The 24869-nt window shown below is 61.4% G+C and carries 24 protein-coding genes; 14 read left to right on the forward strand and 10 right to left on the reverse strand.

The features are described from left to right. Positions 1-545: 545 nt before the first annotated feature. Positions 546-857 (reverse strand): YbaB/EbfC family nucleoid-associated protein, encoded by a 312-nt coding sequence (locus Q0Z94_RS00330; protein WP_298065769.1) that lies wholly within the window; start codon positions 855-857, stop codon positions 546-548. A 56-nt stretch (positions 858-913) separates the two neighbouring features. After that, the gene (gene dnaX, locus Q0Z94_RS00335; RefSeq protein ID WP_298065770.1) at positions 914-2701 is read right to left on the reverse strand and encodes a DNA polymerase III subunit gamma/tau; all 1788 of its coding nucleotides are present in this window, start codon (positions 2699-2701) and stop codon (positions 914-916) included. A gap of 267 nt (positions 2702-2968) precedes the next feature. Between dnaX and Q0Z94_RS00340 the strand changes: the two genes are divergently transcribed. The 13 genes from Q0Z94_RS00340 to Q0Z94_RS00400 all read left to right on the forward strand — a co-directional run bounded on the left by Q0Z94_RS00340 (position 2969) and on the right by Q0Z94_RS00400 (position 16464). Continuing rightward, positions 2969-3454: a glycine zipper 2TM domain-containing protein gene (locus tag Q0Z94_RS00340; protein ID WP_298065772.1), complete on the forward strand. Its 486-nt coding sequence runs from the start codon at positions 2969-2971 to the stop codon at positions 3452-3454. A 38-nt stretch (positions 3455-3492) separates the two neighbouring features. Next, positions 3493-4047 (forward strand): hypothetical protein, encoded by a 555-nt coding sequence (locus tag Q0Z94_RS00345; RefSeq protein WP_298065773.1) that lies wholly within the window; start codon positions 3493-3495, stop codon positions 4045-4047. 94 nt (positions 4048-4141) lie between these two features. Continuing rightward, positions 4142-5062, forward strand: coding sequence for an EamA family transporter RarD (rarD, locus tag Q0Z94_RS00350; protein ID WP_298065775.1), 921 nt, complete (start codon positions 4142-4144; stop codon positions 5060-5062). Beyond that, the gene (ispG, locus tag Q0Z94_RS00355; protein WP_298065776.1) at positions 5059-6153 is read left to right on the forward strand and encodes a flavodoxin-dependent (E)-4-hydroxy-3-methylbut-2-enyl-diphosphate synthase; all 1095 of its coding nucleotides are present in this window, start codon (positions 5059-5061) and stop codon (positions 6151-6153) included. The genes rarD and ispG overlap by 4 nt, the downstream gene beginning before the upstream one ends. 301 nt (positions 6154-6454) lie before the next feature. Next, positions 6455-8194: a proline--tRNA ligase gene (locus tag Q0Z94_RS00360; protein WP_298065778.1), complete on the forward strand. Its 1740-nt coding sequence runs from the start codon at positions 6455-6457 to the stop codon at positions 8192-8194. 87 nt (positions 8195-8281) lie between these two features. Further along, on the forward strand, positions 8282-9748 hold the full coding sequence (gene xseA / locus Q0Z94_RS00365; protein WP_298065781.1) for an exodeoxyribonuclease VII large subunit: 1467 nt from the start codon (positions 8282-8284) through the stop codon (positions 9746-9748). Continuing rightward, complete coding sequence (locus Q0Z94_RS00370; RefSeq protein ID WP_298065782.1) at positions 9745-10644, forward strand: M23 family metallopeptidase; 900 nt, start codon at positions 9745-9747, stop codon at positions 10642-10644. Before xseA ends, Q0Z94_RS00370 begins: the two co-directional genes overlap by 4 nt. After that, positions 10641-10880, forward strand: coding sequence for an exodeoxyribonuclease VII small subunit (gene xseB, locus Q0Z94_RS00375; protein ID WP_298065784.1), 240 nt, complete (start codon positions 10641-10643; stop codon positions 10878-10880). The genes Q0Z94_RS00370 and xseB overlap by 4 nt, the downstream gene beginning before the upstream one ends. 44 nt (positions 10881-10924) lie before the next feature. Continuing rightward, the gene (locus Q0Z94_RS00380) at positions 10925-11803 is read left to right on the forward strand and encodes a polyprenyl synthetase family protein (RefSeq protein ID WP_298065786.1); all 879 of its coding nucleotides are present in this window, start codon (positions 10925-10927) and stop codon (positions 11801-11803) included. Between the two features lie 21 nt (positions 11804-11824). Beyond that, complete coding sequence (gene dxs, locus Q0Z94_RS00385) at positions 11825-13756, forward strand: 1-deoxy-D-xylulose-5-phosphate synthase (protein WP_298065787.1); 1932 nt, start codon at positions 11825-11827, stop codon at positions 13754-13756. Continuing rightward, positions 13756-14421: a thermonuclease family protein gene (locus tag Q0Z94_RS00390; protein WP_298065790.1), complete on the forward strand. Its 666-nt coding sequence runs from the start codon at positions 13756-13758 to the stop codon at positions 14419-14421. Before dxs ends, Q0Z94_RS00390 begins: the two co-directional genes overlap by 1 nt. A gap of 36 nt (positions 14422-14457) precedes the next feature. Then, entirely contained in the window at positions 14458-15075 is a 618-nt protein-coding gene (locus Q0Z94_RS00395) for an ACT domain-containing protein (RefSeq protein ID WP_298065791.1), read from the forward strand. A gap of 18 nt (positions 15076-15093) precedes the next feature. Further along, positions 15094-16464 (forward strand): PFL family protein, encoded by a 1371-nt coding sequence (locus Q0Z94_RS00400; RefSeq protein ID WP_298065792.1) that lies wholly within the window; start codon positions 15094-15096, stop codon positions 16462-16464. A gap of 312 nt (positions 16465-16776) precedes the next feature. On the opposite strand, the gene thiC is transcribed toward Q0Z94_RS00400, so the two are convergent. Together thiC and Q0Z94_RS00410 are read right to left on the reverse strand one after the other, a co-directional pair. After that, the gene (gene thiC, locus Q0Z94_RS00405) at positions 16777-18093 is read right to left on the reverse strand and encodes a phosphomethylpyrimidine synthase ThiC (RefSeq protein ID WP_298065796.1); all 1317 of its coding nucleotides are present in this window, start codon (positions 18091-18093) and stop codon (positions 16777-16779) included. A gap of 39 nt (positions 18094-18132) precedes the next feature. Further along, positions 18133-19836 carry a glutamine--tRNA ligase/YqeY domain fusion protein gene (locus tag Q0Z94_RS00410; RefSeq protein ID WP_298065799.1) on the reverse strand — a complete coding sequence of 568 codons (1704 nt, stop codon included), beginning with the start codon at positions 19834-19836 and terminating at the stop codon, positions 18133-18135. A 223-nt stretch (positions 19837-20059) separates the two neighbouring features. Here Q0Z94_RS00410 and menA point away from each other — a divergent pair, with 223 nt between their 5' ends. Then, complete coding sequence (gene menA / locus Q0Z94_RS00415; protein ID WP_298065802.1) at positions 20060-20971, forward strand: 1,4-dihydroxy-2-naphthoate octaprenyltransferase; 912 nt, start codon at positions 20060-20062, stop codon at positions 20969-20971. Positions 20972-21140: 169 nt separating this feature from the next. Here the strand turns inward: menA and Q0Z94_RS00420 are convergent, their stop codons facing one another. The 6 genes from Q0Z94_RS00420 to Q0Z94_RS00445 all read right to left on the reverse strand — a co-directional run. Continuing rightward, entirely contained in the window at positions 21141-21656 is a 516-nt protein-coding gene (locus tag Q0Z94_RS00420) for an adenylyl-sulfate kinase (protein WP_298065805.1), read from the reverse strand. Continuing rightward, positions 21656-22411 (reverse strand): class I SAM-dependent methyltransferase, encoded by a 756-nt coding sequence (locus Q0Z94_RS00425; RefSeq protein ID WP_298065808.1) that lies wholly within the window; start codon positions 22409-22411, stop codon positions 21656-21658. The genes Q0Z94_RS00420 and Q0Z94_RS00425 overlap by 1 nt, the downstream gene beginning before the upstream one ends. A gap of 23 nt (positions 22412-22434) precedes the next feature. After that, the gene (locus tag Q0Z94_RS00430; protein ID WP_298065811.1) at positions 22435-23244 is read right to left on the reverse strand and encodes a class I SAM-dependent methyltransferase; all 810 of its coding nucleotides are present in this window, start codon (positions 23242-23244) and stop codon (positions 22435-22437) included. A 10-nt stretch (positions 23245-23254) separates the two neighbouring features. Further along, complete coding sequence (locus Q0Z94_RS00435) at positions 23255-24019, reverse strand: phosphocholine cytidylyltransferase family protein (protein ID WP_298065813.1); 765 nt, start codon at positions 24017-24019, stop codon at positions 23255-23257. Continuing rightward, complete coding sequence (locus Q0Z94_RS00440; protein WP_298065816.1) at positions 24016-24657, reverse strand: gamma-glutamyl-gamma-aminobutyrate hydrolase family protein; 642 nt, start codon at positions 24655-24657, stop codon at positions 24016-24018. Before Q0Z94_RS00440 ends, Q0Z94_RS00435 begins: the two co-directional genes overlap by 4 nt. Positions 24658-24672: 15 nt before the next feature. Next, positions 24673-24869: PEP-utilizing enzyme (locus tag Q0Z94_RS00445; RefSeq protein WP_298065820.1), on the reverse strand; the 197-nt coding region annotated here is incomplete at its 5' end.

Consider the following 24869-nt stretch of genomic DNA (forward strand, 5'->3'; position numbering starts at 1 on the left):
GCCGGCAAACATGGTCACGCCGCCGAAGCGGGGAAAGTCGCGCGAGCGTCAGCGAGCTGATAGCGCAGGCGGCGTGTTTGTCCGGCTCTGCCGGCAAACATGGTCACGCCGCCGAAGCGGGGAAAGGAGGGACAATCCGCACGGCCCCTATCCGCCGGTTGCGGAGTCAGTCGGCGGATGGGGGCGACTGTGGATTGAAACATCAATACCGTCTTTCCTCCTGATGAGGTAGACACCCATCGTGTGTTTGCGCCGTTTGATATGGCACCGACTATTCTTGAAAGCATAGGTGCGCACATAGAAGGCGGACGGTTTGGGCTTGGAACTTCCCTGTATTCCAAACAAAAGATGCTTATTGAACAATATGGGGCGGACTATATCAACGAGGAATTCCAGAAGGAACATCCTTTTTATCTGACGCTCTTTTAAATCCGCCACTGCCCAGACTGCATGAACAACGCCGCCCTGCATACAGGACGGCGTTGTTCAGAACCAGACGCAATGTTTTAGGAAAGAGCGGTTCGGACGGTTTCCTTTTCGTGTTTCTAAAACATTCCGGGAAGATGGATCCCGCCGGAAATATTGGCCATTTCCCGGTCAAGGTTGGCGCGGCCGATGCGCACGGCCTCGTTCACGGCGGTGATGATGAGATCCTGAAGCATCTCGGTGTCGCCGCTTTCCATGACGGACTTGTCAATGGCGATGGATTTCATCTCCTGCCGTCCGTTCATGACGACCTTGACCATACCGCCCCCGGCGGAGGCTTCCACATTCTTTTCGGCCATCTCCTGCTGGAGTTTGGCTATTTTGTTCTGCATGATCTGGGCCTGGCGCAGCAGATCGTTCATGTTCTTCATACATCATCTCCTGGATGCTTGCGGGCGTGGGACCCGCTGCCGTATGTTCGTTGTGGTTATCCGCCGGCAAGCGTACAGTGTACCAGCCGGGCGTCATAGACATCCTGAAATTTTTTTACCACGGGATGGTTTTCCATCTCCGCCTTGAGTTCGGCTTCCGTGCGCACGATTTTCTGCGGCGGGCGGAAAACGATGAAAAGCGGCCTTCCGGCCCATGTCGCGGCGAGCTTTTCCATGAGCCGCATTTTTTCCGGCCGCTGAAGCTGCTGGCTTATCACCTGAGAAAACGGCTGAAGAACCAGCCGGTCTCCGCGCACTTCGCCCAGGCATTGGCGCAGTATGGGAAGAGGTATCTCCCCCTTGCAGGAAGCCAGAAAACTGTCCCAGGAGAGAGAGGTGTCCACAGGGGCATCCTTCCATGCGGTGTCGTCCTGCCGCAAACGAACCGTGGATTTCTTCTCCGCAGCTTCCGGCGGAGAAACGCTCGCTGGTGCTTTTGTTTTCACCGTTTCCAGCGCGGGCGCGGGCGGCACGAAGGCCGGCGCTGCCGGAGTCTGAACTTCGGGAGCCTCCGTGGACGGAAGTCCGGCAGCGGCGGCTTCCTTTTTTGGAGAGGCCTGCGGGGCGGGAGCAGGCTCCGAAGTGCTGCGGGAGCTTCCGGGCAAAGCCGGAGTCGTGGCAGCCGCAGCCGAAGAAGAGTGCGTGACCGGCCAGGTTTCCAGTTCTGCCAGCGGCAGGAGCCGTGGGAGCATGGCCAGATTCAGAAGCAGAAGTTCCAGCCCGGAAGAGGGTTCAAGGCTCGTGAGGATGCGGCGCTGGGAATCCAGCGTCATCTGCCATGCCGCGTGGATATACGTCAGGGAGAAGCGGGAGGCCGCGGCCGCGAGTCTTTCCTGCTCGGAAGGCGGGAGGTCGAGATCGCTGACGGCGTCCGGCCCCGCCTGCTTCAAAAGAAAAAGGTCGCGCCAGAGCGAGCCGAGTTCGCGCAGGAAAAAGCCCATATCGGCCCCTTGCGCAAGCACTTCGGACACCAGTTCAGTAATGGCCGGTACGTTTTGGGAAGCCAGAGCATCAAGAAGCCTGTCCATGACTTCCTGTCCGGCCAGTCCCAGCACTTCACGCGTCTGCCGGGCCGTGAGCTGCTCTTCCTGAGAAAGGCCCAGAGCCAGCACCTGCCCGAGAAGCGACATGGAGTCGCGCACGCTGCCCGCAGCGCGCCGGGCGATGAGGCGCACGGCTTCCTGTTCGAAAGGTCGCCCTTCCCGGCGCAGAATATCGGCGATATGCGCCTCGATGACGGGTTCCGGGATTTGGCGGAACACGAAGTGCTGACAGCGGCTCACGATGGTTACGGGGAACTTGTGCTGTTCCGTCGTGGCCATGATGAACGTCACCCGCGCGGGCGGCTCTTCCAATGTCTTCAGGAGGGCGTTGAACGCCTCCTTGGTGAGCATGTGGGCTTCGTCGATGATGAAGACCTTGTAGCGGCCTTCCAGGGGTGCGTATCCGACGGCGTCGCGCAGACGGCGGATGTCGTCGATACCGCGGTTGGACGCACCGTCGATTTCCACCACGTCCACGAAATTTCCCTGGGTGATGCGGCGGCAGGCATCGCACTGATTGCACGGTTCGCCTGTGGGGGCGTGTTCGCAGTTCAAGGCCTTGGCAAATATGCGCGCAATGGTGGTCTTGCCCACGCCGCGTGTGCCGCTGAGCAGGTAGGCGGGAGCCACACGGTCTTCTCTGGCCGCGCGGGAAAGAATGGCGCGAACCATATCCTGTCCCACCACCTCGGCGAATGTCTGCGGCCTGTACAAAGCCGCGAGAGAAGCGTTTGCCGCCATGTCCCTTTCCTCTCCCCCCTGCGCAGTTTCAAAATGCGGCGCAAAGCTGAAAAATCCTACGTTCTTGCCGCGCTGTGGTCAAGCCTCATTTTTTGCACGGGCGTTTCATTTTATCCTATTGATTTCCATAATGTTTATACGTTTTATGAGCCTTCCGGATGCTGCCGCCAAAAAGTTACCTTGGGGCCGGTTCTTAACTGGACATTCCCAATAACCTGGTTATGATAGTTTCATTATTATGACCTTAACTCCTTAAGGAGTACATTTATGCACGTTTCCAGATGGACAGCCTTTGTCGTAGGTGCGTTCATGGCGTTCACGCTTTCGGCCGTTTCCGGCTGCGCTCCCCGCGTAGGCGGAAATGACTATTCCGTAGGCCAGACGCGCAGTGCACAGACCATTTATCATGCCACGGTCACGTCCGTACATCAGGTGGCCATCAATTCCAGCGGCAACACCCGCCAGCTTGCTGGCGGAGCCATCGGTTCCGTGGCCGGCGGCGTCATAGGCAGCACCATGGGACACGGTTCAGGCCGCACTCTCGCCACCCTCGGCGGCGCGCTCCTCGGCGGACTTCTCGGCGCCGGCGCCGGCGACGCCACCGCGCATCAGACCGGCCAGGAAATCACCGTAAAGTATGACGATGGCAGCGAAGAATCCATCGTTCAGGGCATGGATCCCATTGTCTACACAGGTCAGCGTGTCCGCGTGCTCGTCGATGCCAACGGAACCCGCCGGGTAGTTCCTGAATAGCCCCTTATCCTGCAACCCCATCTTCTTCGGAGGATCAGATGCTCGACCCGAAACAGTGTGTTCTCTTCAGCGGCGGCGCGGCCGGCGCGGAACAATTCTTTGGCGCCCAAGCGGAAGCGTGGGGCATCGAAGAGGTCAACTACAGCTTTGAAGGCCACCAGAACGAACGCACCCGCGGCGTGCGTGTGCTCACTCAGGATGAGCTGGCACTCAAGGACGTCAGCATGACCTATGTCTCCCGTCTGATGGGCCGCGAATACACCCGCGCCCCTCTGTTCCGCAAGGTGCTTCAGTCCATCTGCTGGCAGGTCAGCAGCGGCAGCGAAGTCCTCGTCATCGGCACGATTCAGGCGGACAAGACGGTTCGCGGCGGCACCGGTTGGGGAGCGGAATTCGCCAAGCTCTGCAACAAGCCGCTGCTCGTCTTCGACCAGACCCGCGATGCCTGGTTCCGCTGGATCAACGACGACTGGGTGAAGAAGGACTCCCCCATCATTAAACATCAGCGCTTTACCGCCACGGGTACGCGCTTTCTGGAAGCCAACGGCCGGCGTGCCATCGTGGAACTGTACGCCCGTTCGTTCAATCGCTAAGGCTTTCCGGCGCTCTTTTGTGATCCGCCCTTCCGTCAAGGAGGGGCGGATTGCCGTTTTTTCTCTCCGCCTTAACCGACCGCTTTTTCCAGCCATGCGTTTTTCTCCTCTCTTGTCCCTCTCCGGCGAACGTGCCGGAGCCGCAGCAGGTGCAGCCGCCGGCTTTTCGGCACATCTGCTCTGGGGCGTCGCCGTACTTTTCTGGCCGCTGCTTGCCGATATGTCGCCCGTGTCCATCATGGCGCACCGGATGATCTGGTCCTGCGTGTTCATGGGGCTGCTTCTCCTTTTCGCCGGTCAGATTCGGGGGCTTTGCAGTCTGACGAAGGAACTGAAGACCCTGCGCCGCATCTTCTGGTCCGCCGTACTTCTGGGCACGAACTGGAGCATTTTTCTCTGGGCGGTGAACACCGGGCAGGTCATAGAAGCGTCCCTTGGCTACTTCATCACGCCCCTGCTCAACGTCCTCATGGGCAGAATCCTTCTTGGCGAACGTCTCTCACGCCTTCAGGCTCTCGCCATCCTTCTGGCCGCAGCGGGCGTGACCTTCAGTGTGGCAGCCTACGGCCGTGTCCCATTGACAGGTCTGTGTCTGGCCGGAACCTTCGCCATGTATGGCTACCTCCAGAAAACCATCCGTGTTGCGCCGCTCCCCGGCTTTTTCGCCCAGACGCTTCTGCTTGCGCCTCTTGCCCTGCTCTGGCTCGCCTGCATGGAACAGGGGCTCGGCTTCTTTGGTCACGGCAGCGTCCGTCAGCTCCAGCTTATGGGCACGGTCCTCTTCACGGCGGTGCCGCTTCTGTTCTTTGGTTATGCGGCACGCCATGTGACGCTGGCCACCATCGGCATTCTTCAGTACGTCAGTCCCTCCCTCAATTTCCTTCTGGCCGTTACCGTACTGGGGGAAACCATGAAGGCACCGGACAGAATAGCCTTTCCGGTGATCTGGCTGGCACTTGCCATATACACCTGGGACGCGCTACACGAGTTTCGCAGGATGAAGGAAAGACCATGAGCGCTCCCCACAGAAACGGTACACGGCAGCTTGACCTCGGCGGCATCCGCATCGGCGGTGGCGCGGCCGTTGTCGTGCAGAGCATGACTAATACGGATACCCGCGACGTGGCAGCCACCCTGGAGCAGATCGAGCGGCTTCACAGTGCGGGCTGCGAAGTCGTGCGTCTGGCCGTCCCTGACGAAACGGCGGCCTGCGCCCTGAAGACGCTTGTCCAGCGTTCGCCCGTGCCGCTCATCGCGGATATCCACTTCGACTACCGCCTGGCGCTCGCCGCTCTCGATGCCGGTATGCGCGGTCTGCGCATTAATCCCGGCAACATCGGCGGCAGCGACCATGTGGACAGCGTGGCGGCCGCGGCAAAAGCCAACGGCGCGGTTATCCGCGTGGGCGTGAACAGCGGTTCCGTGGAAAGGGATCTGCTGGAGCGTTTCGGCGGCCCTCGTCCGGAAGCGCTGGTGGAAAGCGCCCTGCGGCATGTAGCCATTCTGGAAAAGAGAGGCTTTTACGATACCAAGATCTCCCTCAAGTCCTCGTCCGTCATGGACACCGTTGCAGCGTATCGTCTCATGGCTGCCCGTGCCGCCTACCCCCTGCATCTGGGAGTGACCGAAGCGGGGACGCCCCTGCGCGGCGCGGTGAAGTCTTCTGTCGGCATGGGCATACTGCTGGCCGAAGGCATAGGCGACACCCTGCGCGTCTCCCTCACCGCCGATCCCGTGCGTGAGGTGGCCGTGGCCTGGGAGATACTGCGCGCCGCGGGGCTGCGGCAGCGCGGCCCGGAGATCGTGTCCTGCCCCACCTGCGGCCGCACCGAGATCGACCTCATCCGCATCGCTGAAACCGTGGAAGAACACCTTCAAAGTCTGCCGGGCATAGCCTCCTGCCGCTTGAAAATCGCCATCATGGGCTGTGTGGTCAACGGCCCGGGCGAAGCCCGTGAAGCCGACATCGGCCTTGCCGGAGGGCGCGGCAAGGGCGTCATCTTCCGCAAGGGAGAAGTCCTGCGTTCCATTCAGGGACAGGAAAACCTTCTCCGCGCCTTTCTTGAAGAACTCGACAATCTCATCAAGAATTCCTTTGTGGTTTGAAATCTCCTCCGCGCCCCAAAAAGGGGAAAAGAGTAGTTGACAAGACGGCGAAGCCGATGAAATTCTGTCCCGTACCCCCTCCCTTGGCCGCCGAAGCGGGGAAGGCCGTGCGGCGCGTGCGCCGCTGATAGCGAGCAGGCCGCGCGTAATCGGGCTTTGCCCGCGCAAGCATGGTTGCGGCCGGCTCGCGGGACAGGCAGGGAAGGGCACTCCGCACGATCCCTGTCCATCGGCTGCGGAGTCAGCCGGCGGACGGGGCGGCTGTGGATTGAAACATCAACATTCAGAACAAGGAATCCCCATGCGCTGGAGCCGTTACTACATCCCCACTCTGAAAGAAGCCCCTGCCGACGCCGAGGTGGTCAGCCACAAACTGCTGGTTCGCGCAGGCATGATCCGCAAGCTCACTTCGGGCATCTACACCTGGCTGCCCCTGGGACTGCGCGCTCTGGAAAAGACCAAGGAAATCATCCGCCGGGAGATGAATGCCGCCGGAGCCATAGAAACACTGCTGCCCATGGTTCAGCCCGCAGAACTCTGGCAGGACTCCGGCCGCTGGAAGAAGTACGGCAAGGAGCTTCTGCGCTTCAAGGACCGGCACGACCGGGACTACTGCCTCGGCCCTACGCACGAGGAAGTCATCACCGACCTTCTGCGCGGTGAAGTGAAGTCCTACCGTCAGCTGCCCCTGAATCTCTATCAGATTCAGACCAAGTTCCGCGACGAGGTACGGCCGCGCTTCGGCCTCATGCGCGGGCGTGAATTTCTCATGAAGGACGCCTATTCCTTCGACGTGGACGACGCGGGTGCGAACAAAAGCTATGCCTCCATGAAGGAAGCCTACAGCCGCATCTTCAGCAGTATGGGGCTGGACTTCCGCCCCGTGGAAGCGGATTCCGGAGCCATCGGCGGCAACTTCTCGCACGAATTCATGGTCCTTGCCGAAACGGGCGAAGACGCCATCGCCGCCTGTTCCAACTGGCCGGACTGCACCTGGGCGGCCAACGTGGAGCGCGCCCCCATCAAGATCGATTTCGAACAGGACAGCACGCCCTGCCCGGCCATGGAGTTCGTGGACACCCCCGCCCGGCACAGCATCGAGGAAGTGTGTGATTTCCTCAAGACGGACGCTTCCAGCGTCCTCAAGACCCTGCTGTTTATTGCGGACGGCAGGCCCGTGGCCGTCCTCCTGCGCGGCGACCGCGAACTCAACGAAATCAAGCTGGCTCACCTGCTTGACGCCGACGATATTCAGTTCGCCAGTCCTGAACAGGTGCAGGCCATGACCGGTGCGCCCGTAGGTTTCGCCGGCCCGTCAGGATTGAAGGGCGTGGACAGAATCTACGCTGACAGGGAACTCAAGGCCGGGAACGACTGGATCGCCGGGGCAAACAGGGCGGATACTCACGTCCGGCATCTGAGCCTGATCCGCGATGTGAAACTGCCTATCGAATGGGCCGACCTGCGCAACGCCGTGGCCGGGGATCCCTGCCCCTGCTGCGGCAAGCCTCTGGAAATCAAGCGCGGCATCGAAGTGGGGCACATCTTCAAGCTGGGCACCAAGTACAGCGATGCCATGCACGCCGTCTTCCTCGATGAAAACGGCAAGGAGCGCACCATGATTATGGGCTGCTACGGCATCGGCGTGTCCCGCGTGGTGGCCGCCTGCATCGAGCAGAATTTCGATGAACACGGCATCAAGTTTCCGCCCCAGCTCGCGCCCTTCGATGTGCAGCTCGTCTGCCTTGACCCCAGAAACGCCGAAGTCGCGGGCATGTGCGATGCCATCGACGCCCAGCTCTCTGCCCGCGGGCTGGAGGTGCTTTATGACGACCGCGAGGAGCGCCCCGGCGTCAAGTTCAAGGACGCCGACCTCATCGGCCTGCCCGCGCAGATCACCGTGGGCGGCAAGGGCCTGGCTCAGGGCGTGGTGGAAGTGAAGGATCGGCGCACGGGCGAGAAGACTTCCCTGCCCGCCGCGGACTTTGAAAGCGCCTTCTCCGCCTGGTATCAGACCGTACTCGACGGCTGGAAGCGATAACCGGCAGGGGGCGTTCTGTCCCTTCCTGCAATCCCTTACGCGGAAAGGCCGTCATCCGGAAAAGAAATCTGCCTGCGGGACACCATCATGGACGCGATACTCAGTGTGCGCGAGCTGACCGAGCATGTGCGCAGGGCCATAGAGGGCAGACTGCCCTACGTCTGGGTGCAGGGGGAGGTGACCAACCTTTCCCGGCCGGCCTCCGGGCACGTCTATTTTTCCCTGAAGGAGGACGACTGCCTGCTGAACTGCGTCTGGTTCCGGCGTCAGCAGAAGCAGGAGAATTTCGATCCCCTCACCGGTGAAGTCTGGGACGACGGCCCGCGCCCCAGTCTGGCCCTCAGCATGGAAAATGGACAGACGCTGATTTGCAGCGGCAGGCTTACCGTCTATGGCGCGCGCGGTCAGTATCAGCTTGTCGTGGACACGGCTCAATCCGCGGGGCAGGGGCTGTGGTATCAGGAATTTGAGGCGCTGAAGCGCCGTCTTGCGGCCGAGGGGCTGTTTGATGCAGCGCACAAGCGCCCCCTCCCCCGCGAACCCAGGCGCGTGGCCGTGGTCACGGCTCCTTCGGGAGCGGCCATCCGCGACTTCATCCGTATTTCCGAAGAACGCGGCCTGAGCGCAGAAATACGCCTCTATCCCACGCCGGTACAGGGGGACGACGCGCCTCCAGCCATAGCGGAGGCTTTGCGGCAGGCGGGACGGGACGCCTGGGCGCAGGTCATCGTACTCATCCGCGGCGGCGGTTCCGTTCAGGATCTCTGGGCCTTCAACGATGAAGCCGTGGCCCGTGCCGTCTACGCTTCTCCCATTCCGGTGCTGACGGGCATCGGCCACGAAATCGATCACAGCATCGCCGACTTCGCTGCCGACGCTTCGGCCGCGACGCCCAGCCACACGGCACAGATGCTCTGGCAGGAACGCACAGTCTTCGCCCAGCGTGTGGACGGCATGGAACTCGCCCTGACCCAGAGCATGGAACGGCGCCTCCGCCTGCTGAGTCAGTTTCTGGCGCACCAACGGCAGGCACTCGGTCTGCTTTCCCCGCAGGAACGCCTGCGGTTGCACCGGGAGCGCCTGAACGCGCTCGTCCGGCGTATGGACACGGCTCTTGCCGGTGCGCTGGAGCAAAAAGTACGGCTTGTGGAACGTTTTTCCGCAGCGCTCTCTTCCCTGCCCGGCGGTCTCGAACGCCGTGAGGCACGCCTTGAAGCACTGGCACTGCGACTGAACGGAGCCGGCGAAGCACGGCTGGCCCGTGCCGCAGGAGACATCGAACGAGCAGCCCTGCCCCTTCCCGTTCTGGGGCGCAGCCTGGGCACGGTGCAGGAGCACGCCCTGAGCCGTCTGGAACTACGCCTGCACAGCGGCGACCCGGATCTTCCCCTGCGCCGCGGCTACGCCATGGTGCGCGACTCTTCCGGGGGCTTCCTGCGTTCCGTCAGCGGCATTGCTGCAGGAATGCGCATCGCCGTTGCCCTCTCCGACGGACGCCTCCTGGCCACGGTGGACGCCGTCATCCCTTCCCCTGAAGAAGGCGAACGTCCATGAAGACGCTTGCCTCCTTGCTTCTGGGCCTGTTTCTGGCCTTCGGAATTCCTGCGCAGGCCGCGACCTTCAATGTGCCCGCGGCGGTGAGCCAGGGCCGCGCCTTTCCCGTCACCGTGGCGGACGACAGGGCTTTCACCATAGACTTCCGCTGGAGAGGGGAGACGCTTGCCGTTCCCGCACGCCAGAAGGCCGACGGGAGCTGGGAAGCTTCGATACTTCTGGCTCTGCCGCTGGATGCCCGAGGCCGGCAGACGCTGAAGACGGTGCTGAACGGGGAAGAGCGCACGTTTTCCATCACGGCGAAAAAAGTTGCCTGGCCGCAGAGCGTTCTTTCCGTCCCGCCCCGCTATGTGGAGCCGCCCGCCTCCGTCAGGGAACAGATTGCCCGTGACCGGCAGCATAGCCGCAAGGCGCTGGCCACCCGCAGCGAACGGCTGTGGGAACTGCCCCTGGCACGTCCCGTGCCCGGCGGCATTACCAGTCCCTTCGGCGGACGCCGCGTGTTCAACGGCACACCCCGCGCTCCGCACATGGGCACCGACCTGCGCAGCCCTGAAGGTTCTCCGGTGCGGGCGGCCGCGGATGGCATCGTTCTGCTTGCGGAGCCGCAGTATTACGGGGGCAGCATCGTCTACCTTGACCACGGGCAGGGCGTTGTCAGCGTGTACGGACATCTTTCCGCCTTTGACGTAACCCCCGGTGAGCGTGTACAAAGGGGAGAGGTACTCGGCCGGTCCGGTTCCACAGGGCGCGTGACCGGACCGCATCTCCATTTCGGACTGATGGTGCAGGGCGTAGCCGTGGACGCCATGCCGCTTCTGTCCTATCCTCCGCAGACGACGGGCGGGCCTTCGCGCAGCCTGTCCGATGCCAGGCCCAAAAAGGCTTCACGATGAATACGAAAGAACCCACGTTTGAACAACGCCTCACCCGCCTTCAGGAAATTGTCGCCACGCTGGAAAACGGCAACAGTCCGCTTGAGGAATCGGTGGCACTCTATAAGGAAGGGCTGACCCTTGCCGCGGCCTGCCGCGAAGAGCTTGAACGGGCGAAACACGACATCCGCGTGTGTACGGAGAACGGCGCCGTTCCCTTTGAACCCGAACAGGAAGCGCCTGGGGACGAGGTCTGAACCCGTCTGGCAGTGCTTTTCCCACGATTTTCCCAGGAGGCAGGATGCAAGCTCTCATCAAGTCTGTGGAAGGCTATCTCTCTGAGGCTTTCAAGGAAAGCGGCATCCCCGCACGCCTTTCGGACGCCATGCGCTACAGCCTGCTTGCCGGAGGCAAGCGCCTCCGCCCTGTCCTCTGTCTGGCCACGGCCAGAACCTGCGCCCCGGAACGCGCTGCGGAGCTTACCGAAGCATTGCTGCCTTTCGCCTGCGGCATCGAGATGATCCACACCTATTCCCTGATCCACGACGACCTGCCGGCCATGGATGACGATGATCTGCGCCGGGGACGCCCTTCCTGCCACAAAGCCTTTGACGAGGCCACCGCCATACTTGCGGGAGATGCTCTGCTGACCAACGCCTTCAGTCACATGACGTGCGCCTCTGCTCCTGCGGACAGGCTGATCGAAGCCCTTCAGCTCATCGCCGAGGCCGCCGGAGCGGAGGGCATGGCAGGCGGGCAGATGCTCGACCTGCTGGGCGAGGGCAAGCGGCTCGGCGTGGAAGAACTGCTGCTGCTCAATGGGAAAAAGACCGGGGCGCTCCTGCGCGGCGCCTGTGAATGCGGGGCCGTACTCGCCGGAGCTTGCGCAGAGAAGCGCGCCGCGGCCCGCCTGTACGGCGAAGAACTAGGCATGGCCTTCCAGATCACCGATGACATTCTGGATGTTACCGGTGATGCCGCAGTGGTTGGCAAGGAAGTGCGTCACGATGCGGAGAGCGGCAAGGCCACCTGGCCGTCGCTCATCGGACTTGATGAATCCCGCCGTCAGGCACAGGTGCACTGCGCGGCTGCGGAAGCTGCCCTCGACGGGTTTTTTGCCGGCCCGGACGCAGAACTGCTCCGCAGTATTGCCCGCGGACTCGCCCATCGCAAACGCTGAACCTGTTTTCAAGGCACAGTCATGGTCAAAACCCCGCTTCTTTCCAGCCTCGATCTGCCAGGGAGCATCCCGGCGCTCTCTCTGGAGGACAAGCAAAGGCTGGCGCAGGAAATACGCGACACCGTCATCGACGTGGTCACGCGCAACGGCGGGCATCTCGCACCTTCGCTGGGAGTTGTGGAACTGACCATAGCCCTGCTTTCCTGCTTTGACCCCGTTGAAGATTCCATCGTCTGGGATGTCGGACATCAGAGCTACCCGTGGAAACTGCTCACCGGCCGGGCCGGGCAGTTCGAGACGCTGCGGCGCTACGGCGGGCTTTCCGGCTTCCCAAAGCGCGCTGAAAGCCCCTGCGACGCCTTCGGCACGGGGCACGCCTCCACCTCCATTTCCGCTGCGCTGGGCATGGCCGCGGCCCGCGACCTCGCAGGCGGCAAGGAACACGTCGTTGCGGTTATCGGCGACGGTGCGCTTTCCGGCGGCATGGCGCTGGAAGCACTGAATCAGGCGGGCGGCATGGGCAAGCGCCTCATTGTTATTCTCAATGACAATAAAATGGCCATTTCCGAGAATGTGGGCGCGCTCTCGCTGTTTCTCAGCCGCAACCTCTCGCACCGCAGGGTGATGAGCATCAAACAGCAGGTGGCCCGCGTGATCACACGGCTGCCCAAGGGCGAAAGCCTGCTTGAGGCCATCAAGAAAGGCGAATTCAGCTTCAAGTCCTTCTTCACGCCCGGCGCACTCTTCGAAGCCTTCCAGTTCAACTACATCGGCCCGGTCAACGGCCACGACATAGCTCAGCTCGAACGGAATCTTCAGGCTGCAAAACAGCTTGACATGCCCGTACTGCTCCACGTCCGCACCCGGAAGGGGAAGGGCTACGTCCCCGCAGAACAGGATCCCGCGCATTTCCACGGAATTTCCGCCTCTGTGCCCGACGAGGTCTCCGTCCCGCCGCTGCCGGAAGGCCTTGGCGGCGAGGGGCCTGGCTTCAGCCGCACTTTTGGCGAAACGCTTTGTGAACTGGCCGAACACGATCCCCGCATCTTCGCCATCACCGCGGCCATGCCTGACGGCACGGGCCTTCAACCCTTCCGCGAGCGCTTCCCGGAACGTTTTGCCGACGTGGGCATCTGCGAGGAACACGCCGTCACCTTTGCCGCAGGTCTGGCCACACGCGGCTACCGTCCTGTCGTGGCCATCTATTCCACCTTCATGCAGCGGGCCTACGATCAGATCATCCACGATGTCTGCCTTCAAAGTCTGCCGGTGACGCTCTGCCTTGACCGCGCCGGGCTGGTGGGCGAGGACGGACCCACGCATCACGGAGCCTTCGACCTCTCCTGGCTGCGCGTGGTGCCGAATCTCGCGATCTTTGCCCCCCGCGATGAAGCCAGCCTCCGCCGCGGTCTCGCCTCCGCCGTAGCGTTGGAGCGGCCCGTGGCCCTGCGCTATCCCCGCGGGGCGAGCCGAAGCCTGCCCGAACACGGCGAATTTGCCTCCGCCCTCGTCCCGCAAAGCTCCGCGCTCCCCATGCCCGGACGCGGTGAACTGCTTCTCAACGGGAACGCCGGGGTCTGCATTCTGGCCGCGGGGCAGCGGGCCATGCCCTGTGTGGAAGCCGCGCTTCTCACCGCCCGCAAAACGGGCAAGCTGGCCTCAGTCTTTGACCCCTGCTGGGTAAAGCCTCTGCCGGAAGAGCAGATCCTCGAACTCGCCGAAACGCACACGGCTTTTCTTCTGGTGGAGGACAACGCCCGCATGGGAGGCTTTTCCTCCGCCGTGCTGGAATTTCTGGCGGATCGCGACCTGCTCAGGAAGCTCACGGTGCGGCGTCTGGGGCTGCCCGACCGCTTCATCGAACACGGGCCTGTCCGCCGCCTGCGCTCCGACGTCGGCCTCAGCGTGAGCGGTATCGCCGCGGCACTGTCCAGACTTCTCGGAGAACGCTGATGTTCCGGCGGCTCCAGCGCTTCGTCCGCCTTGCCGGACGCCAAAAATTCTCGCATCTTGTCACCTCCGCGCTTGTCTGCCTGCTCGTGGGATGGCCGTTCCCGTCCGTGCTGGAGGAAGACACGGAGACTGCGGACTCAGGACAGAACGCACACAGGTTCAGTACGGTTTCATCGGCGCAGGCCGCGACGTTTCAGTCAGCGGCTTCTTCCCGGAAAAAGCAGCGCGCCTCCTACCGCCTCGCCAGACTTTACGATGGTGACAGCTTTGACCTTGTGGACGCTTCGGGCCGGCGGCTGTCCGTGCGGCTTTACGGCATAGACGCCCCTGAAAAGGAACAGCCCTTCGGAGATGTGTCCCGCCGCCACCTCTATGGACTCATGAAGGGCTGCCGTTTTCAGCTGCAGCTCCTGTACCGGGATCAGTACGACCGCCATGTGGCGCTTGTCTACCGTATGGAAAACGGCGTCATCGACAAGGTTTCCCTGAACGAGCGCCAGGTTCGGGCGGGCATGGCCTGGGTGTACGACCGGTTTTGCTCCGGCAGTTTCTGCAGCACCTGGAAGCGGGAAGAATCCCTCGCCAGGCAGAAGCGTCTTGGTCTGTGGAAGGACGCTTTCCCCATCCCGCCCTACCTGTGGCGGCGTTCCTCGAAAAGCTGGTAAGCGGCCCCGCTCTTGACGCCCTCCCGGCTCCTGTCTATGCTGTTTTCTTCCCGCACATCAGGAATTCCTACCCGCAGCGAGGCCAGTGTGAACCATATCGTCATTTCCGTCATCGGACAGGACTGCCCCGGCGTAGTCCATGCCATCGCCAGCGCGCTCTCCAAGGCAAAGTGCAACATCGATGAACTGAGCCAGACCATCCTGAAAGGGCAGTTCGCCTCCATTTTCATTGTTTCCGCTCCAGAAAACGTGACGGCGGAAGACACCCAGCGCGTGGTGAGTCTCAGCCTCGAAGCCCGGAACATGGATCTCACCGTGACTTCCCGCACCTTCGACACAAGTTCCGCCTTTGACAGCGGCGAAGGCACCGAGCCTTTTGTGGTTACGGTCAACGGCTCCGATCAGCCGGAGATCATCGCCATGATTTCCGGCATCTTCGCCGAACAGAAGGTGAACATCGAAAATCTCAAGGCCATCCGCGTGGACAATCAGAGCGATGAATGCGTTCTGGTCTTCGAGATCGCTCTGCCCCTCTCCATCAACAGAACCGCCTTCCGCCAGATGCTTCAAGCCAAGGCCCGCTCTTCCGGACTGTCTTTAAGCATACAGCATCAGGACATCTTCGAGGCCATCCACAGGGTGCCCATCGTTTAACTTTACGCAGGACTGCCCATGCTTACCGAACGCGAAGTACTCAGCACCATCAACATGCTCCGCAGCGAACATCTCGACGTGCGTACCGTCACCCTCGGGATCAGCCTTTTTGACTGCGTGAGTCACGATTTCGATGTATTCTCCTACAAGGTGCGTGCGAAAATTGCCAAATACGCCTCCCACCTTGTGGAAATCTGCAACGACGTGGGCGCCCGCTACGGCATCCCCGTGGTGAACAAGCGCATCAGCATCAGCCCGATGGCCGTTGTCGGAGCCGGATTCAGTGCCGGACAGATGGTTCGGGCCTGTCAAATGCTCGATGAAGCCGCCAAGGAAGCCGGCGTTGATTTTCTCGGCGGTTTCGGCGCGCTGGTGGAAAAAGGCATGACGCCCGGCGACAGGGCGCTTATCGAATCCCTGCCCGAAGCCCTGGCCAGCACCGACCGCGTCTGTTCCTCCATCAACGTAGCCTCCTCCAAGGCCGGTATCAACATGGACGCCGTGGCTCTCATGGGCCGCCAGATCCTCAGTGTGGCCGCCGCCACCAGCGACCGCGACGGCATCGGCTGCGCCAAGCTCGTGGTCTTCGCCAACATTCCTCAGGATGTCCCCTTCATGGCCGGGGCCTATCTGGGCATCGGCGAGCCGGATGTTGTCATCAACGTGGGCGTCTCCGGGCCGGGTGTGGTCAAAAAGGCCATCGACCGAGCCAAGGAGACCCATGCCGCCCTTACCCTCGGCGAAGTGGCGGAAGTCATCAAGTCCACGGCCTACAAGGTGACCCGTGTGGGCGAACTCATCGGCAGGGAAGTGGCCGAACGCCTGGGCCTGCCTTTCGGCGTCGCCGATCTTTCACTGGCTCCCACTCCCGCCGTGGGCGATTCCGTGGGCGAAATTTTCCAGAGCGTGGGCCTGTCCTCCATCGGTGCGCCCGGATCCACGGCAGTGCTGGCCATGCTCAATGACGCCGTGAAAAAAGGCGGCGTGTTCGCTTCCTCCCATGTGGGCGGACTTTCCGGCGCGTTCATTCCTGTCTCGGAAGATTCCAGCATCGAGGCCGCGGCCAACAGCGGTGCGCTCACCATGGAAAAACTCGAAGCCATGACCAGCGTTTGTTCCGTGGGACTCGACATGATCGCCATCCCCGGTGACACTCCGGCGTCCACCATTTCCGGAATTATCGCCGATGAAATGGCCATCGGCATGATTAACACCAAGACCACGGCTGTGCGCGTCATCCCCGTGCCCGGCAAGGGCGTGGGCGAAACGGCGGTCTTCGGCGGGCTGCTCGGCAAGGCCAAGATTATTCCCGTGCATACCGGCGACGCTTCCGCCTTCATCGGACTGGGCGGCCGCATCCCTGCGCCCATCCACAGCCTGAAGAACTGATTTTTGTCCTTCCGGCTTTTTCAAAGACGCTCCATGCAGGGGCGTCTTTTTTCTTTATGCTCAGCCTTGTTCATCAAAAGTTTCGTTGAGGTTTGAAATCTACCTCTTTCAGGGAGAGACAAACCGCATGATTTTGACCTGTTGGCTGCTGATTGAAACATTCGTGATGGGAGCTGGGGCTGGACGCAAAAGGAAAACAGTGAAACCGCTAAAAGACGTTTGGGTCTGACCGTTGCAGGTATACCGGAGAGCGGAAAAATAAAGCCGGGGGAAAGGCGGTTCTCCCCCGGCTTTTAGGATTGAAAAGAAGTCTTACTTTTTATGGTGCTGGCAGTGCGCGGGGACGGCCGCTGGATTGCCTTCGCGCATCATGCGCACGGCGCAGAAGTTGCCGCACATGGCGCAGGCTTCCTCGTGCCTGTGAGGTTCGCGGCGTTTGTCCAGCAGGTCTGGGTCGATGGCGATTTTTTTCATCGTATCCCAGTCCAGCTCCATGCGGGCCTTGGACATACGGGCTTCCTTCGCACGGGCGCGGGGTGCGCCGAGGGCGTTTTCTCCGGCCTGTGCCGCTACTCGCGAGGCCATGACGCCCTGTTTCACGTCGTCTTCGTCAGGCAGGGTCAGGTGTTCGGCAGGGGTGAGGTAACAGAGGAAGTCCACGCCCGCCCGCACGGCCAGTGCCCCGCCGATGGCTCCGGCGATGTGGTCGTAGCCGGGGGTGGTGTCCGTTGTCAGCGGCCCGAGCACATAGAGGGGGGCGCCGTGGGTGAGCTTCTTGATGCTGGTAATTTGAGCTTCCACCTCGTTCAGAGCCACATGGCCAGGCCCCTCGATCATGCACTGCACGCCGGCTTCAAGTCCGCGCCTGGCGAGCTGGCCGAGCATGATGACTTCCATCCACTGGGCGGCGTCGCCGGCGTCGCTGTTCGCACCTGGCCGAAGCCCGTCGCCGAGGGACAGCGTGACGTTGTGCTTCAGTGCGATGTCCAGCAGCCGGTCAAACTGGGTGAACAGCGGGTTTTCCTTGCCGTTGCGCAGCATCCAGCGGGAAAGGATGCTGCCGCCGCGGGACACGATGCCCAGAACACGGCCGCCTTTGGCTCCCCACTCGGCGCCCTGGCGGGTAAGTCCGCAGTGCAGGGTCATGAAATCCACGCCCTGCTCGGCCTGCTTTTCCACGTCGGCAAAGATGACTTCAGGGTCAATGGAGGCTGGGTCTTCGCCGCGGTCGATATAGATCTGGGCCACGCCGTACATGGGCACGGTGCCCAGCGGGGCGGGGCAGACTTCCAGCATACGGCGGCGGATGGCGTCCAGATCTCCGGCGATGGACAGATCCATGACGGTATCGGCTCCGGCCTTGAGGGCGACGCTGAGCTTCTTCATTTCGCCCTCCACCTGACACTGGAAGGGCGAGGTGCCGATGTTGGCGTTCACCTTCACGCGGGCGGGCTGGCCCACGAGGATGGGCTTCACGTTCCTATGTGCGGGATTGCCCAGAAGCACCATGGTACCGCTTTCGATAGCGGAGCGGATCTGGTCTTCGTTCAGGCCTTCTTCCTGACAGAGGCGCGCCTTGTGCTGGTCGAAGAGCTGGGCCAGGGCCTTATTCTTTTCAAAGATGGACATGCTGTCTCCTTGTCCTTGGTGAGGTGCGCGGGAAGGGGCTTACTGCTTTTTCTCGAGTTTGGCCCAGGAATCCTTGAGTGTCACGGTGCGGTTGAACACGGGGCGGCCGGGGGCAGTGTCGGGATCGACGCAGAAGTAACCTACGCGCTCAAACTGGACGTGGCTGCCCACGGGCAGTGTGGCCAGATAGGGTTCGGTCATGGCCGTCACAACTTTTTCGGACTCGGGGTTGAAGTAGTCAAGGAAGGTTTTGCCTTCTTCAATGTCGGAATCGCTCTCCGTGGTGAACATCTGTTCGTACAGGCGCACTTCCGCAGAAACGGCGTGGCGGGCGCTCACCCAGTGCAGCGTGCCCTTGACCTTGCGGCCGTCGGGGCTGGAGCCGCCGCGGGAAGACGGATCGTGGGTGCAGTGCAGCTCCACGATGTTGCCATTGGCGTCTTTGATGACTTCACGGCAGGTGATGTAGTAGGCGTAGCGCAGGCGCACTTCCGCGCCCGGGGAGAGGCGGAAGTATTTCTTCGGCGGGGTTTCGCGGAAGTCGTCGCGGTCGATGTAGATTTCGCGGCAGAAGGGAACCTTGCGGCTGCCGAAGGAGGCGTCTTCGGGGTGCAGAGGCTGATCGAATTCCTCCACGAGGTCTTCCGGGTAGTCGGTGATGACCACCTTGACGGGGTCGAGCACGGCCATGCAGCGCGGGGTGACGGCGTTTAAGTGCTCGCGGCAGCAGAACTCCAGCAGACTGTAATGCACCACGGAGTCGGCGGCGCGGGCGACGCCGATGCGCGAGCAGAAGTCCCGGATGGCCTCGGGCGTATACCCGCGGCGGCGCAGGCCGCAGATGGTGGGCATACGGGGGTCGTCCCAGCCGCGCACATAGCCTTCCTTCACAAGCTGGATGAGCTTGCGCTTGGACAGCACCGTATAGGTGAGGTTGAGGCGGGCAAACTCTATCTGCTGGGAATGATACACGCCGAGTGTGTCCAGCACCCAGTCGTACAGTTCGCGGTTATTGTCGAATTCCAGTGTGCAGATCGAATGGGTGATGCCCTCAAGGGAATCCGACAGGCAGTGGGTGAAGTCGTACATCGGATAGATGCACCACTTGTCACCCGTGCGGTGATGCGAGGCATGGCGGATGCGGTAAATGGTGGGGTCGCGCATGACGATGTTGGGAGAGGCCATGTCGATTTTGGCGCGCAGGACGTATTTTCCGTCTTCAAATTCTCCGGCCTTCATGCGGCGGAACAGGTCGAGGCTCTCCTCAGCGGGGCGGTCGCGCCACGGGCTGGGGATGCCCGGTCTGGTCAGCGTACCCCGGTATTCCCGGATCTGGTCGGCGTTCAGCTCATCCACATAGGCCTTGCCCATCAGGATGAGCTTTTCGGCAAAGGCGTAGAGCTGGTCGAAATAGTCTGAGGCGTAGTGAGGCTCTCCCGCCCACTGGAAGCCCAGCCAGCGCACGTCTTCCATGATGGAATCCACATATTCCGTGTCTTCCTTGACGGGATTGGTGTCGTCGAAGCGCAGATTGCACTGGCCGTGGTATTCCTGAGCCAGTCCGAAATTGATGCAGATGGACTTGGCGTGTCCGATGTGCAGATAGCCGTTGGGTTCTGGGGGGAAGCGCGTGTGTACGCGCCCGTCGAAGCGGCCGGTGAGATTGTCCTGATTGATGCGGGCGCGCAGAAAGTCTGTGCCCTGCGGGCGTTCCGCTTCGGGGGCGGATGGAGTCTGACTCATGGGGGCCTCTGTCGTTTGGCTGCTGCGCGTTCAGGGCGCACGGGGCAGCGGTGGAACCATGCGCCGCGGCGCATATCCCTGAATGTGACGAAGAAAAGATAGCTTTCTCCGCCGCCGCGGTCAATTCCTCTGCGGCAGGCATGGCGGCTCTTCTTTTCTTTGGGGAGGATATGCGCTATTCTCGCACCGCGATGTTTTTGGCTTTCGAGCTTTGGAGTACGCCATGACGGAAAAGGAAGTGCGCAGGGATTCCTGGTATGCGTGGGTGCTGGCCGCCCGCCCGAAAACTCTGGCCGCGGCACTGTCGCCGGTGGCCGTGGGCTGTTCTCTGGCCGTGTGGGGCGGGGGCTTCCGCCTTCTTCCCGCGTTTCTGTGTATGCTCTTTGCGCTTCTTATGCAGATCGCTTCCAATTTTATCAACGATCTCAGTGATTTTCTCCATGGCAACGACCGCGGGGACAGGCTGGGGCCGCGCCGCGCCTGCGCCGAAGGCTGGATATCTCCCGCCGCCATGAAGCGCGGCATCGCCGTGGTTATCGGACTTGCACTGCTGGCTGGACTGCCGCTGGCCTGGTATGGCGGCTGGCCCATGATTGCCGTGGCGCTGGTGTGCATCCTGTGCGCCTACCTCTATTCCGACGGACCCTATCCTCTGGCCGCCCACGGCTGGGGAGACGTGCTGGTGCTGGTGTTCTTCGGGCTTGTTCCCGTGGGTTTCACCTGTTCCGTGCAGATGGGCTTCTGGCCGCCGCAGGCGACGCTGGCGGGGCTGGCCGTGGGCATGTGCATCGACCTTCTGCTCATTATCAATAATTTTCGGGATCGCGATCAGGATCGCGCTTCCGGCAAGAAGACCATCATCGTGCGCTTCGGCGCGGAGTTCGGGCTGCGCCTCTATCTGGCCGCGGGCGGCCTTGCCTGCGCGTTTGCGCTCTGTCTCCTGCCGCACGGACTGTTCTGGGCCGGGATACTGCCGCTCGTTTTCCTTGTGCCGCATTACCGCGTGTGGACGCTCATCGCCTCCATAGGCGCGGGCCGCGGCCTGAACCGCTGCCTGGGACTGACGGCGCGCAACATCCTGATTTTTGGTGTGCTGTTCTCCGCCGGTATCCTGCTCGACGCCTTTCTTTGCTGACCGTTGAACGAGAGGGAAATATGCCTGAACGGCCTAAACTTTCTCAAGTAAACAGAACCAGGAGGGATTTCTCCTCCCAGGCATTCGTCCTCTGATACCCACACTGAGAGGTAGAAAACGGAGACCGCTGCGGACAACCGAAGAGCCGGGAAGTTCCAGGCAGTCTTGTTTATTCTATCTTTGCCAGGATCAGCCGAACAGCTTCATCGAGGGACAGCGCAGCGTTCAGCCGGAGGTGCGGATCGAGCGGCAGTTCCACTCTCGTGTCTGCTCCTGCCATGTCCTTCACTCTGCCCGCCTGCTGTCCGGCATACAGCCCCTTGGGGTCACGGCGGCGGCGTTCTTCTTCAGATACGTCCAGAAAGACTTCCAGATAGTTCGGCAAATGTTCGCGGTTCCATGCGTGGACTTCATGAAAAAGCGAGATGGTGGCCACGATGACAGTCACCCCCTGTCGAGCCAGAAGTTCAGCCAGGCGGGCATAGGTCAGTGCAAGTTGTTTGCGGCTAAAGGCATCGAAGGCACTGTCTGCAACGTTCAGAGCTTTTCGCAGTTCGTCGCCGTCCAAAAGAAGAGCTCCCGGCAGATGGTGCAGCAGGGCGCGGGCAAGCGTTGTCTTACCCGCGCCGGAGAGTCCGGTGATCCAGATGACCCGTCCCTCGTTTTCTTGTCTGGAAGAAGGCATTATGCGTCCTTGCGCTGCGCTATCCATGCTCTGGTGGTGTACGGTATGGAAATGCTTTTTCGATCCAGAGAGTTCAGATAGCGTTCTATTTCTTCAATGATTGCGTGGAAATTTTCTCCTGCCTGCCGTTGTAGTGTGGCATGGGAGGCCCAGGCGCGCACGGTGTCCTTGATGTCCTGCTCCCAGAGGATATGCCCTTCTATGTAAACAGCAGGCTGGAAGAGCCCGGAGGCGGCGATGATGTCCGTCTGGTCTTCCCTGCGGGTTCCGTAGCCGTAGTGGGGGATATGGGCCTTGATGATATCCTCGATGTTTTTCTGGATGGGATCATTCAGATCCCGATGGTTCCAGAGGCAGGTGAAGTACTTGCCCGGTTTGAGCAGCCGGTGTGTTTCCATCAGCGCCTTGCTGCGGTCGCAGGCGTTGAAGGAAGAGCCGAAGGTCACAAAGTCGTACATGCCTGCGGGGCGTCCTGTAGCCTCGCCCGTGCCTTCACTCCAGTGTACGGAAGTGAGGTGGGCCGTGCGCTTTTTGCCGTTGTTCCGCATGGCATCGTTGGGTTCAACGGCATCGACCTGACAGCCGAAAGCCGCCAGGGGGAGAGTAAGGTGGGCTACGCCTGCGCCGATGTCGCATACGTTGTCGCCCGGCTGAAGTCCGGCAATCCGAAACAGTTTTTCCAGTGCCGAAGGCGCGTAATCGGGGCGTTTCAGATAAGCATCGGCAAGCAGTGTGTAATCCCATTCTGTTTTCATAATCTCCCCCTTGGGGTTGGGCGCTATTCCCTCAGCGGGAAAGACGCCGGTTTGGTTTGCGCTATCCATGCGCGGGTGAGATACTCGGCCTCGATGACCGGCGTGTCTCTGGTTACTTCCTTGATATGGTCGATGAAGCGGGCAAAGCGTTCTTCTCCTGCCTGTACGCGTATATCGTTGACCGATTCCCACAGGCCGATATAGCGTTCCTGGGACTGTTGTTCGGTATGCCGTCCTTCCACATAGAGAACGTCGGTAAATTCTTTGCGGCTGCGCAGGCGATCCGTCAGAGTATTGCAGAATTCGGAACGGCCGGAGGACACGCGCTTGAGTTCCGGCACAAGTTTGTGCAAATAGTCTTCGATTTCCACCAGCAGCGGGTTGGATTCAAAGCGCCGGGTATTCCAGAGCGCCATGAACAGACCGCCGGGTTTGAGGATACGCCCAAACTCTTTTACTGCCGCGTCGAAGTCCGGCCAGTGGAAGGAAGACGCCATGCAGACCAAATCACAGGAGTCTGCGGGCAGACCGGTATGTTCAGCGCCGCCTTTTCGCCAGAGGATATCGCAGCCAGCGCTTTGCTTTTCTCCGGCCTTGCGCATGGCATCGTTGGGTTCCACGGCGATCACATGTACGCCGGCGGATGCCAGCTGGCGAGACCAGATGCCTGTGCCGGCACCTGCGTCAGCGCAGGTCAGGGCCGCAGTTGTCTCTCTCTCTCTCTCTCTCTCTCTCTCTGCAAGAGACAGAAAGGCGTTCAGAACAAAAGGCGAATAGCCGGGGCGGTAACGAGCGTAGTTATCCGCCAGCGCCGTAAAATCTCCGTGTTTCATGGAGCCTCCCTTAGCGCCAGTCGTGGGACCAGTGGCCCCGTGCCAGCGCGTTTTCATAAGCCTGCAAATCGCCTGAGCTGTCCGCTTCGCACCATTTTCCGGCGACGGGCACTGCGCCGACGGGTACGGACTGCGCCAGGAGCAGGCGTAAAAAGCTTGTCATATCGGTTTTGTCCACAGCCTCGCCCAGAGAAGAGCAGAGCCGTACCGCCGTATCCCAGCCGGAAGGACTGAAGCAGAGCAGGCCCATATACTGGCCGTGGATATCGTCGAGGGAGTGCGGTTTGCCTCCGATCTCCCGCAGCAGGCCGTTTTCCTGATGGAAGGTCTCAGCGTCCAGCAGAGGGTCGCCGAAGCGCAGTGTCCACAGTGCCTGCCATGCCGTGTCATAGGTGATGGCTATATCCGAAGGACAGTCCAGCAGCTTGCGCACATGATCCGAGTGGTACACGATATCCGAATAGGACACGACCAGGCGCTCAATGCCGTGGGCGAACACGTCGCGGGCAAAGCCGTCCGCGCACATCAGGGTGGACAGCATGTTGGTGTGTTCCCAGCGCGGATTTTCTGTCGTTTCGAAAGGACCCTGGATGCACGAGGCCGCATAGCCGCGTACCACGAGGAGGCGTTCAAGGCCCGCGCCGCGAAGAGCGGCCACCTGCCATGCCAGCAGCGGCTTGCCCGCCAGTTCCACAAGACACTTGGGATGCTCCGAAGTCAGGGCCTTCATGCGCGACCCTCGCCCCGCCGCCAGTATGATGCCTGCTGTTTTCATGCTTTCTCCTGCAGCAATGCCTGAAAGAGATGAATGTCGTGCGTCTGAGCCGTTGTTTCCCGCTCCGGATGCCAGAGTATGCCCATGATCCTGCCATCGCTACGGCAAAAGCCTTCCACCGTGCCGTCGCCGGCAACGGCCCAGGGCGTCAGAGCTGGAGCGAGATCTTCCTGCCGTATGGCACAGCTATGATAGGAGTTGACCTCCACGGATGCTCCGGCCCGCATGGGTGCGCCATCGCAGGAGTACGTCTGGAGAGCGTGACGGGTACGCACATGAGCCGTGCCGAAGCCTGGAGCTACGCGCCCGCCCAGAAGCAGATTGAGCACCTGCGCGCCGCGGCATACACCAAGGATGGGGAGCTGCCGCCGTTCCGCCCACCGAACCAGCGTTTTTTCCGTGAGATCCCGTTGGGGGAATACCCCCCAGTCGTCGCCGCCGCTGAGTATCAGCCCGGTCAGAGGAAGTTCCTGAACAAGCCTTTCAACGCTTTCCCCGATATTGGGCACGGGGAATACACGCATTCCCGGCAGAGCGGTCTCCAAAAAACGCCACCAGTCATGGGCCAGAGCGTCGCGGACTTCTTCTCCTCCGCCGGGATAGATGTGCCGCGTCATGCGCATGGAGATTGCGATCATGCTCCTTCTCCTTGCTCAATACGCCTTGAGTACGGATACCCGCGGATCAAGCAGCACCTGCTTCGCCCCGGACACGGTCAGAAAGAGCTGTTCTCCCACACCGATGGCTGCGGGCAGTCCGTATTCTGCACAACGGATGGCCATATGAGAGTTGGCTCCTCCGAACTTTGTGACCAGGCCCGCGAAAGGCCGTGTGAATATCCAGTCAAAGC

The organism is uncultured Mailhella sp. (assembly GCF_947631555.1).
In the GTDB taxonomy this organism is placed as follows: Bacteria; Desulfobacterota; Desulfovibrionia; order Desulfovibrionales; family Desulfovibrionaceae; genus Mailhella.